Source organism: Protofrankia sp. Cas4 (genome assembly GCF_963555915.1).
Classification (GTDB): Bacteria; Actinomycetota; Actinomycetes; order Frankiales; family Frankiaceae; genus Protofrankia.
The window spans coordinates 1-11,715 of record NZ_CAUVXL010000044.1 but is presented as its reverse complement, the minus strand read 5'-3'; the positions used below and the strand labels follow the sequence as shown (position 1 = coordinate 11,715).

The 11,715-nt window shown below is 69.1% G+C and carries 10 protein-coding genes and 1 tRNA gene; all 11 read right to left on the bottom strand.

Annotated features, from left to right (window positions below):
- A partial coding sequence (locus tag U9979_RS04530; protein ID WP_322778387.1) for a Bax inhibitor-1/YccA family protein occupies nt 1-592 on the bottom strand: 592 nt, incomplete at its 3' end.
- Nucleotides 593-1,032: 440 nt separating this feature from the next.
- Nucleotides 1,033-1,107, bottom strand: a tRNA-Leu gene (locus U9979_RS04525).
- Between the two features lie 458 nt (nt 1,108-1,565).
- Nucleotides 1,566-3,038: an NAD(P)/FAD-dependent oxidoreductase gene (locus tag U9979_RS04520; RefSeq protein ID WP_322747620.1), complete on the bottom strand. Its 1,473-nt coding sequence runs from the start codon at nt 3,036-3,038 to the stop codon at nt 1,566-1,568.
- Between the two features lie 123 nt (nt 3,039-3,161).
- Nucleotides 3,162-3,971, bottom strand: a complete 810-nt coding sequence (locus U9979_RS04515; protein WP_416219413.1) for a uracil-DNA glycosylase — start codon at nt 3,969-3,971, stop codon at nt 3,162-3,164.
- A 160-nt stretch (nt 3,972-4,131) separates the two neighbouring features.
- Nucleotides 4,132-5,145: a Ppx/GppA phosphatase family protein gene (locus U9979_RS04510; RefSeq protein ID WP_322778385.1), complete on the bottom strand. Its 1,014-nt coding sequence runs from the start codon at nt 5,143-5,145 to the stop codon at nt 4,132-4,134.
- Complete coding sequence (locus tag U9979_RS04505; protein ID WP_322747617.1) at nt 5,142-5,684, bottom strand: DUF501 domain-containing protein; 543 nt, start codon at nt 5,682-5,684, stop codon at nt 5,142-5,144. Before U9979_RS04505 ends, U9979_RS04510 begins: the two co-directional genes overlap by 4 nt.
- On the bottom strand, nt 5,681-6,148 hold the full coding sequence (locus U9979_RS04500; RefSeq protein ID WP_322778384.1) for a septum formation initiator family protein: 468 nt from the start codon (nt 6,146-6,148) through the stop codon (nt 5,681-5,683). The genes U9979_RS04505 and U9979_RS04500 overlap by 4 nt, the downstream gene beginning before the upstream one ends.
- A complete protein-coding gene (gene eno / locus U9979_RS04495; protein ID WP_322747615.1) occupies nt 6,148-7,434 on the bottom strand; it encodes a phosphopyruvate hydratase in 1,287 nt (428 codons plus the stop codon). Before eno ends, U9979_RS04500 begins: the two co-directional genes overlap by 1 nt.
- A gap of 259 nt (nt 7,435-7,693) precedes the next feature.
- Nucleotides 7,694-9,532, bottom strand: a complete 1,839-nt coding sequence (gene sppA, locus U9979_RS04490; protein ID WP_322778383.1) for a signal peptide peptidase SppA — start codon at nt 9,530-9,532, stop codon at nt 7,694-7,696.
- Between the two features lie 132 nt (nt 9,533-9,664).
- Nucleotides 9,665-10,816: a nucleoside triphosphate pyrophosphohydrolase gene (gene mazG / locus U9979_RS04485; RefSeq protein WP_322778382.1), complete on the bottom strand. Its 1,152-nt coding sequence runs from the start codon at nt 10,814-10,816 to the stop codon at nt 9,665-9,667.
- Nucleotides 10,817-10,838: 22 nt separating this feature from the next.
- Nucleotides 10,839-11,615, bottom strand: a complete 777-nt coding sequence (locus tag U9979_RS04480) for a SurA N-terminal domain-containing protein (protein WP_322778381.1) — start codon at nt 11,613-11,615, stop codon at nt 10,839-10,841.
- Nucleotides 11,616-11,715 lie beyond the last annotated feature (100 nt).

Genomic DNA, 11,715 nt, shown 5'->3' with positions numbered 1-11,715 from the left:
CGGCCCTGATCACCAGATCGGCCAGGCCGAGCATAATCACACCAAGCAGTGATCCATAGACGATCCGGGTCATCCGAGGAGTCGCTCGAAGCCGGCCACTGCGATACGCCACCAGCATCGCCACGAAGACGACCGCGGTTCCCAGCAACGCCTGCAGCACGATGCCGGAGTAGGCGTCTTCGAAGAACCGCGACACCGCGCCCACGAACAGACCCTCGAGCGCCGCAAAAATGACGATCAACGACGGCTTGAGCCGCTGACTGAACGAGATCACGAAGGAGAGGGCGAGCGCGGCGAACATCGCTACAAACCCGACGGCAGGTGCGGCCGGCGCGATTGCCCAGCCGGCCATCCCGGTGACGGCGGCGATGGCGAACAGCCCCATGGTGTGCATGACGACGTCGTCGACGGTCATGCCGCTCGGCGCCCGGTACAGACCGGAGAGCTGCTCCGGGGTCGGAGTGGGTGGCGCTCCGGCTCCCGACAGCGGATACCCGCCGGCACCGTACTCGGGCACAGGCGCCGGCGCCGTGGGCCGGCCGGTGAACCCGCGCCGGCTGAACACCGGGTTCGACGAACGCATCTCGGCCATCAGGATACGACTCCTTCCACCACCCGCATCCAGCCGGGCGCATAGATCGTAGCTGCCATCGAGCTCAAGCGACCGCGGCGCAACCCGACCCGATCGACGAACTCGTCCGAGGCAAGAGTAGAACGCTCCGCGCAGTCACCGTGTTCCACCACCCTGTCTCACCTGGCCGCGCGCCCGCGCGGTCACAGCGCGACGAGGGAGCGAACATCGGACACGACGTGCGGGGACGACATGCGGGGACGCCGCACTCGAAGGAGGCCGGACCCGATGGCTGCGGCGCCGGAGACCGAAACCAGGTGGTGCGACCGCGTCACACCGGCAGCCCATAAGGCATTCAGATGAATAGTCTGATGGTGGATCGAGATGCCGGCCGGAATGATCCGGCCGGCATCCGACAGTCAGGTACCAGGCGGTAGCCAGGTACCACGAACACATGAATGTGCCGGTGGTCGGAGTCGAACCGACACTCGAGCTGTTTTTAGGACAGCCTCCTCTGCCTGTTGGGATACACCGGCTGGGCTACATCGGAGATGTTTCTACCACGCTACGTAGGATTTGTGAAAGAGACAACATGGAAAAAGTGTGCGGAGTGACCGAACCATCCTGTCTCATAACACATCGTGACGATCAAGACCGGTTTGCCTGCGCGAAGTAAAGTGATCGTCACGCTATCCTGTAGCCCGGACCGGTAATCGCGCGGGATCAGCGGATCGTGGCGCAGCCGCCCAACCCGACGTGGGGGGTCCGGCGGTCAGAGCGCCCGACAATAGGGACGTGGATCGGGGCTGGGCCTGGGGCTGGGGCACGCACCTCGCCACACCCAGCCGGCCCCTGACCGATCAGATGGCTCGGACGGATACGCGTCACGCCCGACCCGACTCCGCTCACGGAAATGCCCGCCGTAGTCGCCTACAGCGGGCATCTGGTGCTAATCGTCTACAAGCTGCGCGCCATGGCGCGCCTTGCCGGCAGGTCACGCCACCGACGTTTCCCCGGACGGCTTGGCCGCCCCCACCGTCCTGGTGGCCGCGGGCTTGCGGCCAGCGGCCACCGAACCGTTGGTCTCACCATGCCCGGCGCTCGTCGATGGAAGCACCGGGGTCGCGGCCGTGGAGCCCTGCCCGCCCGCTGCGGCGGACGGGTTGGCAGCCTCACGGAAACTCGCCCGGGGGTCCGCGAAGGCCCCCAGCGAGACGATCTCCCGCCGGAAGAACAGGGCGAGGGTCCAGTCCGCGAGGACCCGCGCCTTGCGGTTGAACGTCGGCACCCGGCTGAGGTGGTAGGTGCGGTGCATCAGCCACGCCGGCCACCCGCGCAGCTTCATCCCGTACACGTCGGCCACACCCTTGTGCAGGCCGAGTGACGCCACGCTGCCGGCGTACCGGTGCTCGTACGGCGCGATCGGTTCGCCACGGAGATCGGCGAGGATGTTGTTCGCCAGCACCCGGGCCTGACGAACCGCGTGTTGCGCCGAGGGACTGGTCGTCGCCCCCTCACCCCTGGTGAGATCGGGAACCGCGGCGCAGTCACCGGCTGTCCACGCCTGCTCGACGCCGTCCACCTGAAGGAACGCCGTCGCCTTGATGCGACCTCGTTCGTCCAGCGGAAGGTCGGTGTTGGTGAGCAGCGGGTGTGCCTTCACCCCGGCCGTCCAGATGATGGTCTCGGCATCGAACTCCTCGCCGCTGTCGAGCACGACGTGTCCGTCGACGAGACTTTTCACGCGGGTATTGACTTTCATTTCAATGCCACGGTGCTCAAGCTGCTTCAAGGTATACAGACCCATCGCCGGCGAAACCTCGGGCAGCACCCGCCCACTCGCCTCGACCATGACCCATCGCATATCCGACGGCGACAGCTCGGGATAGAACTTGCAGGCGTCGCGTGCCATGTCCTCAAGCTCGGCGATTGCCTCGATACCCGCGAACCCGCCACCGATGAACACAAATGTCAGCGCTCGGCGCCGAAGCTGGGGATCGTTGCTGGACGCGGCGGAGTCCATCCGCTCGATGACCTTGTTTCGTATGTGGATCGCCTCGGCCACGCTCTTGAAACCGATGCCCAGTTCGGCGAGGCCCGGGATCGGCAGCGTCCGCGCGACAGACCCGGGACACCCGACCAGGATGTCGTAGCGAAGTTCGTACGGTGTGCCCTGGTTCGGTGCGATGTATGCCCGTCGCTGGGCGTGGTTGATGCCGGTCACACTGCCACTGACAACCCTGCAGGCATTCAGCACACTACGTAGTGGCACAACAACATGGCGCGGTTCGAGGTTACCCGCCGCCGCTTCGGGGAGAAACGGCTGATATGTCATGTACGAGTTGGGTTCGACCACCGTCACGGTCGCCTCGCCCTGACGCAGTCGACGCTGAAGACGCAAAGCCGTGTACATACCGACGTAACCGCCGCCCACAACAAGGATGTGCGGAGGATGTCCAAAGCTCATACAAAAAAGGTACTCGCCACCACCGTGCTATGCCTCGTGATACGCGATCAGCGGTGCGGGCATCCGCGTGACATGCACCACGCGGAGATCAACATGATGGCGCCCGCGATGATCGTGGTTCCGTTATTTATCATCGATCGCCACGCCCAGGCCGGCCACACCCGCCGCATTGGCGAGCACCGCGTCGAGCATCCCGGCCGTGACCCGTCCGGTGAACGTGTTCTGCTGGCTCGGGTGGTAGCAACCGAGGACAACCAAACCCCCGCCGCGCTCATCGCTGAGAACGACCCGGCTCGCGTGTCCGAATGTCGGGCGGCGCGACGGTACAGGGTAACCGGCCCGTGCCAACGCCGGCCACAGCGCCGTCCACGCAAACCCACCCAGGACAACGACGACGCGCAGCGTTGAGCGCAGGAGTTCGAGGTCCCGGACGAGCCATGATCTACAGACGTCCCGCTCGGTCGTGGTCGGCTTGTTCGCGGGCGGAGCGCAGCGGACGGCGGCCACGACGCGGGTGGCGACCAGGCGCTGACCGTCACCGGCCGACACCGACGTCGGCAGTTGCGCCAGCCCGACCCGGTACAATGATGCGAACAGCCAGTCACCGCTGCGGTCTCCGGTGAAGATCCGTCCCGTACGGTTGCCGCCGTGCGCGGCCGGCGCCAGTCCCACGATGAGTACCCGGGCGTCGGCAGGGCCGAACGAGGGTACCGGCCGGCCCCAGTAACGCTCATCGGCGAAGGCGGCCCGCCGTTGCGCGGCGACCTCCTCGCGCCAGTCGACCAGGCGGGGGCAGGCTCGACAGACCGACATCCGGGCGTCCAGCTCGGCCGTGTCACCGGCGCCGGCGGCCAGCCGTTCCACCTCGACTGCGGTGAACGCCACCGCAGTCGCGCCCGACGCGGGATCGCCCGGCCAGCCCGAGCCGGGCACGACCGGCCGGCGATCATCGGCCGTACGATCATCGGCCGTATGAACATCGGCCGTATGAACATCACTTTCGGTACCGCGGATCCCGTCCACGTCAACAAACCTAGAGCGCCCGGCAACCAACGAGTGGATCAGGGCGCTCAATCGGCCGAACCGGGAGACATCAGCCGAGCAGAGAAAAGGCGATACCGTCGAGGATGTCGTGCTCACTGGCGATCACTGCGGACGCGCCGACTCGCTCGACCAGCGTGCGCATTACCAACGCCCCCGCAACAATCACGTCGACCCGGCCGGGATGCATCACCGGGAGCGCAGCCCGCTGAGCGTGCGACATCGCCGCCAGTCGATCGGCCACAGCGGCGACGTCCGACGCGGCGGTCACCGACAGATGGATGCGGTCCGGGTCGTAACCGGGTAGATCGGCGGCGAGGGCCGCCACCGTCGTGACCGTCCCGGCCACCCCGACGAACGTCGCGGCGCAGCGGATCGGCACCGTCTGTTCGGCCAGATCGAAAGCGGCGTGCGCGTCCGCCACCACCGCCGCGAGTTGCCCGGCGGTGGGCGGATCGTCATGCAGATGCCGTTCAGCCAGCCGCACGCACCCGATGTTCACCGATCGTGCCGCGTGCACGCCGTCGGCGTCGCCTAGAACCAGCTCGGTCGATCCGCCGCCGATGTCGGCCACCAGGAACGGCTCGGGATGCCCGTGCAGCTCGCCGGTGGCACCGGCGTAGGACAGCGCAGCCTCCTCGTCGCCGGTGATCACCTCGGGATCGACGCCCAGGATCGAGCGCACCCCCGCCACCAGCACGTCCCGGTTGCGGGCGTCCCTGGTCGCGCTGGTGGCCACCATCCGAACCTTGGCGGCACCGAGCCGGTCGATCTCCTTGGCGTAGTCACGCAGCGCCGCGAATGTCCGGTCCAGCGCGTCAGGGGCCAACTCGCCGGTCCGGTCGACCCCAGCTCCCAGTCGGACAATCTCCATGCGGCGGACCAGGGCGTGCAGGCGCGGCGTGGTCCGACCGAGCGCAGGCGTGGTGCTCGCTGCGCTGCCCGTCCCGGCGCTGCCCGTCCCGGCGCTGCCCGTCGCTGCGCTGCCCGCCTCTTCGCTGACCGCCTCGGCGACCAGCAGCCGGATCGAATTGGTGCCGCAGTCGACCGCGGCCACGCGGGTCATGGCAGATCAGCCTCTCGTTCCGTGGTGGGGTCGGGTCCGGCGTGCACGCACGGCCCGCGGACCCCCCAGTCGGCCATGAGCTCCAGCGCCTCGTCGCCGAACGGGTTCACCCCCGAACCAGCCACCAGACTGTGCGCGACCAGCACGTGCAGGCACTTCACCCTGGTCGGCATACCACCGGCGCCCGGTGCGCCGGGCAGCTCGCCAAGGGCGTCGCGGCGGGCCAGATAGTCCCGGTGTGCTCTGTCATATCTGCAAGCAAGATCGCCGCCGTGGATGCGGTCGGCGGCGAGCCGCTCGGTCATCTCCCGCATCAACCCGGACGCCTCCAGCCGCCCGATCGCCGACGCCGCCCGCGGGCAGGTCAGGTAATACAGCGTCGGGAACGGCGTGCCGTCCTCCAGCCTTGGCCTGGTCTCGACCACGTCCGGCAGGCCGCAGGAGCACCGATGGGCAACCCGGTGCATCGCCCGCGGCGCCCGGCCAAGCTGGCGTGCGACAACCGCGCAATCCTGCGGGCCGACGAGATCGCCGGTCATCGCGGCGTGGCCGACGGGCTCGGCGCCGTCACCGGCTGGCGGGAAGCCGCCTGACCAGCGCCTGGCGCGATACCCGTGGAGGGCGCTCCCGCGCCGACCGTGTCCGACCACAACCGCGAGAACCACGGTGCCTCGGCTGCGGCGGCGCCGGGGGTCGGCACCGGGGATGACGGCACCGCTGCCGCTGCCGGTGCCAGGTAGACCGTCTCCCCCGGCTGGGTGAAGTGCAGCCGCGTCCTGGCCTCATCCCGGGTCCATTCGGGATCATCGTAGCCGGCCACCGCAGTCTTCAGGGCCTCCACCCGTTTGTGCTGGTCGGCATTTTGCGCGGCGAGCCCGTTGAGCTGGCTCTGCTGCTGGAGGTACAGCCGCAACGGGTAGGCGAGGGTCAGTATGAGCACGCAGATCACCACCACCAGCAGGGTCATGCGGGTGGTCAGGGCGGTTCGGCGTGCCCCTGCCATCAGCCGGCCGTCGACGACCAGCGCGGGAAGGCCGCGGCGCCACCGTAACGGGCGGCGTCGTCGAGCTCCTCCTCGATGCGCAGCAGCTGGTTGTACTTGGCGACCCGTTCGCTGCGCGCCGGGGCACCGGTCTTGATCTGCCCGGCGTCGACGGCCACCGCGAGGTCTGCGATGGTCGTATCCTCGGTTTCACCCGATCGGTGCGAGATCATGCACCGGTAGCCGTTGCGATGCGCAAGCGAGACCGCGTCCAACGTCTCGGTCAGGGTGCCGATCTGGTTGACCTTGACGAGTAGCGCGTTCCCGGCCTTCTCCGCGATGCCCCGGGAGAGCCGCGCCGGGTTGGTGACGAACAGGTCGTCACCAACGAGCTGCACGGCATCACCCAGGCGTGCGGTGAGCTGCACCCATCCAGTCCAGTCGTCCTCGGCGAGCGGGTCCTCGATCGACACGATTGGGTAGGCCGCGACCAGCTCGGCGTAGTAGTCGCTGAGGTCCTCGGCGGTACGCGTGGTGCCCTCGAACCGGTAGGAGCCGTCCGAGAAGAACTCGGTCGAGGCCACGTCGAGAGCAAGGGCGATGTCCTGCCCGGGCCGGAACCCCGCCTTGCCGATGGCCTCCACGAGCAGGTCGAGCGCGGCCCGGTTGGTGGGCAGGTTCGGGGCGAAACCGCCCTCGTCACCGACGGCGGTGGCCAGCCCCGCTGCCTTGAGCACGCCCTTGAGGGCGTGATACGTCTCGGTGCCCCACCGCAGGGCCTCGGCAAAGGTCGACGCCCCGATCGGGGCAATCATGAACTCCTGGATGTCGACGTTGGTGTCGGCGTGCGCGCCGCCGTTGACGACGTTCATCATCGGCACCGGTAGCAGATGCGCGCCGGGACCACCCAGGTAGCGAAACAGCGGCAGGGCCGACGCTTTCGCGGCGGCTTTGGCGACCGCGAGGCTCACCCCGAGGATGGCGTTCGCCCCCAGATCGGACTTGTCCGGCGTACCGTCCAGGTCCAGCAGGGTGAGGTCGAGAATGCGCTGCTCGGTGGCTTCCAGGCCCAGGATCTCGGGCTCGATGCGGTCGATGATGCCGGCGATCGCCTTGCCGACACCCTTGCCGCCGTAGCGGTCGTCGCCGTCACGCAGCTCGACCGCCTCGAAGGCGCCGGTACTCGCGCCGCTGGGTACGGCGGCGCGGCCGAGGGTGCCGTCGTCCAAGACGACCTCGACCTCCACGGTGGGGTTGCCACGCGAGTCAAGGATCTCGCGGGCTCGTACGGCCTCGATGGACGGCACGGGTTTCGACCTCCGGGGTGACGCATCCGACGGGACTGTGGCGAGTGCGTGGGCCGGACGGACATCGGCGAGACCAGCTGTTGGCGACACCGACACGTACAGCCCGGCTGAGACTATCGCCAGCAGGCCCCGCGCCATGCACGTTCGGCTCGCCACGCCGAACGCCCCTGAATCCGGACACGACGGACGCGCCACCGGGCCCGATGCCACACCAAGGTGATCTAGAGGACACCGACCCGCCGGAGCACGCCGAAAGCCGTCAGGTGACCTGGCCGATCGGCGGCATCAGCAGCGGACCGCCCAGCGGCAGTCCGGCCCGCGCCGCGGCCGTCGCCAGCGGACCCCAGCCGCCGGTGAACGCCGCACCGCCGAGCACGCCTGCCATGCTCGCGATACCGGCTATACCACTCATACCCGCCATACCGACCGCAGCGGCCGCAGGGTCCTCACTCGAGCGCGGAGAACGCAGCCGGTCGGCCAGTCCGACCTTGGGCAGGAGACGCAGTCGCGGGGTGTCCGAGCCGGGCCGGCCGACCTTCTCCCAGGCCAGCTCGCAGGCCCGAGAGAACCCGCCCAGCTCGTCGACCAGACCTCGGTCACGCGCGTCGGCGCCCGTCCAGACCCGGCCACGGGCGACCTCGTGCACAGCCTCGGACGACATGCCCCGACCGGCTGCGACCTTGGCGACGAAATCGTCGTAGACCCGGTCGAGAAACTCCTCCAGCTTCGCCCGCTCGGACGGGCTGAACGCACGCTGCGGCGAGGTCATCAGCGCGTTCTCCCCCTCGGCGACCGCACCGAAGCGCACACCCATCTTGTCCAGGAGCTCCCGGACGACCTGCTTGCCGCCGAACACCCCGATCGACCCGGTGAGGGTCCCCGGGTTCGCCACGATCGCGTCCGCGCCGAGCGCGACGAAGTATCCGCCGGACGCGGCGACCGAACCCATCGACACCACGACCGGGCGGCCGCTCGCCTGGAACCGTTCGACCTCCCGACGGATCAGGTCGGAGGCCACATACGAGCCGCCGGGACTGTCGACGCGGAACACGACCGCGGCGACATCATCGTCGCGGCCGGCGGCACGGAAGGCGGCGGTGAGCGCGTCCGAGGTCATGGCAGGACCAGCCAGCGGCGAACGGCCCGGACGGCCGAGCACCACCGGTCCCGTCCCGTGGATGACAGCGATCACCCGACGCCGCTGCGACCGCGCCGGGCCCCGCGCGGACAGCGTGGCGACGCGCAGCCGGGATGCCTCCCGACGCACCGACGCACGCCGGTAGTGGGACAGGTACACCAGCGTCCCGCCCTCGCCTTCCCCGGCGTCAGGCACGGTCCGGCGGGCGTGTGCACGGGCGGCGGCATACACCTCGTCCCGGTAACCCAACCGGTCGACAAGGCCCGCGCGCACTGCCTGCTCACCGGACAGCGGCGCGTTGTCGATCAGATCACGGACCCGGTCCGGCGGCAGGTCACGCCCGGTGGCGATGCCATCAATGATCATAGCCAGGCTGGACGCGACGATCCGGCCGCTCGCCTCCAGGTGCGCGGCGGTGAAATCACGCTCGACGAACATGTTGACGGCGTTCTTGTACTCATGGCGCTGGCCGACCTGGATCTCAATCCCGAGCCGGTCCAGGGCGTCGCGCAGGAACGGCGTTTCCAGCGCCACCCCGGTAATGCCCAGATCCCCCGGCGGGGCAAGCCAGATCTCATCGAAGGCGGACGCGAGGTAATACGGGACGGTCCCGCCGCCGAACTCACCGAATGCATCCGAATAGGCAAAGGCGGTGCCACCGGCGTGCCGAAAAGCGATCACCGCGTCGCGGATCTCCTGAGCGCGCGCGAGCGGCATCCCACACGGGGCGATCCGCGCGATGAGCGTGGACGCGCGGCCATCATTGCCGGTCCGGCGCAGCCCGTCCACAATGGCGCGCAGGGACGGACGGCGACGCGTCAGGGCCGCGGCCACCGGGTCGGCGGGTACGCCCTCGGTCGGGTCGACGGTCAGGTCAAGCTCTAGGACGATCGGCGCGGACCGCCCGGCATACACCCGGTGGACGCTCGCCCATGCCTGCCGCGCAGTGCCTCCTGCCATGCCTCCTGCCATACGGTGAGGCTACGCGCATCAGCAGGTACTCTCATCGCGCCGGGATTGTGCCGGTACGGGGGATCAAGGGGGCGGGACCAACCGGTGGTGCGCGGTCAACTGAGAGCGACCGGCAATTGGCTATGCGGACGGCCAGTGGGCGCGCCAGGAGTCCGCGCCCGCGTCCCGCGGGTCCAGACCGGCGGCACGGATGGCCTCCTCGGTACCGGCGAGCGTGTCCCGGAACCGGCGGGCGGACGCCCGCAGTGCCGCCTCCGGATCGACCCCGGCCTGGCGCGCCAGCGTGACCGCGGCGAACAGCAGGTCGCCGATGGTGCGGTCCGCAGCCATGGCCGGTGCGTCCGGCGGAGCGACCAGGCCTGCGATGATCTCGGCCGGAGACGACACCCGGCCCGCGCCGAGCACGAGCTCCTCGGGCACGCCGACCTTCGCCGCTCGTTTTTGCAGCTTCGCCGCCAACGCCAACGACGGCTGGGACAGGGGCACGCCCTCGGTGACCGACCGGCGACCCTTCTCGACATCCTTGATCTTGTCCCAGTTCGTCTCGACCGCGGCCGGGCCATCCACCGTCACCGACCCGAAGACATGGGGATGGCGGCGGACAAGCTTCTCGGTGAGGCCGGTCGCCACGTCGTCGACGTCCCAGGCCGCCGCGCTGCCGGCGCCCTCGGTCGCGATCCGGGCGTGGAACAGCACCTGCATGAGCACATCGCCGAGCTCCTCGCGCAGCTCGGCGTGGTTGCCGTCCTCGATCGCCTGAAACGCCTCGTAGGCCTCCTCCAGCAAGTAGGAGGCAAGGGACGTGTGGGTCTGCTGCGCGTCCCACGGGCAACCGCCGGGCGAGCGCAACCGGTCCATCACGGCGACCGCGTCCAGGAGCTTCGCCCCGGGCAGGTCACGCGAACCCTCGCGCGTCGAAACGGTGAGGTCCGGACCCGCTGATGTCGCGAGTGCGGCCAGCAGTTCCGCCTCGCCGACCACGTCCGGTGCGCCACCCGGTCCCAGATCGCCGGTCGGGGCGGCGAGCCACACCACGGGCCGGGACGGGTCGGCGCATGCGCGGCTACGCAGCTCCTCGGCGGATGCGGACGCATCCGTGCCCGTCAGGACCTCGACCGGTATGCCGGCCGCGGCGAGCACGTCGCGCTGCGGATGCACCGCCAACCCGCAGCAGACCGCGGATGCCGCCCGCAGCAGATCCCACGCGGCCAGGTCCAGCAGGCCAGGCGCGACCCGTGGGCTGGTCACCAGGACGACGATGCTCGCCGTCATGACCGAAGGGTCGGTATGCGGCTCACTGGGTCATCGCTGCTGTCTGGCCGAGCGGCTCCGGCGCCGGCGTGGTCGCGACCGAGCCGTCCGCGGCAACCACTGCCCGTTGGGATGCGGACCAGACACCAAACCTGGGGTTGATCAAAATTGCTTCCCGTTGCGAAATCTGGCGAAGCTCCGCCTCCACCGCCGCTGTCCGCTCCGTGGAGAGCTTTCGGATCAGGAACGGCTTGGCCTGGCCAAAACTCAGCGGGAGAGGGCCGAACCGGGCGACGGCCTGGTCGTAGAAGTTTCGGGCGTCCGCGTCGGAGGCGACGGAGTTCGGCGCGAGCCGGTCGGCAAGCGCGAGCTCAAGAGCATCGGTCTGGACCAACACGCGTAGATCGTCACGAGCGAAACCGCCCTGTGCAGCCGCTTTTTCAAAAGCGGCGACACTGCCGTATTGGAGCACGCCGAGAGTCTGATAGTAGGAATCGATGTCCTGGCCGGTGACCGCCACCCCGAGCTGACGGGCCTCCTGTTGGGCAAGGTTGGCCGCGACGAGTTGAGTCAGCGCCCCGCGCTGAAGATCACTACGCTCGATCGGTGCCGCGGCCTGTCCGGTCTGGGGATCCTTAGCAGGTCCGGCCGCCTGGGTGGCGGCCATGCCGCGGTCGACAATTCCCCGCAGGGTCGACGTCTCGATCGTCTCGTCGCCGACCTGCGCGGCGGACCCCGCGTGAGTGGTACAGGCAGACGAGGTTAGGACGACCAGCACGACGCTGGCGAGAACACGGCGAACGGCCGACCGGGTCTTCACGGCTGTGACCGTATCGGCTCGCCGTCCACCGTGTACACGGGGACCCCATCAGTTCCCCGCTATCACGTGCTCTCAGGGAACGCCGCCGAAGAGATCGTCT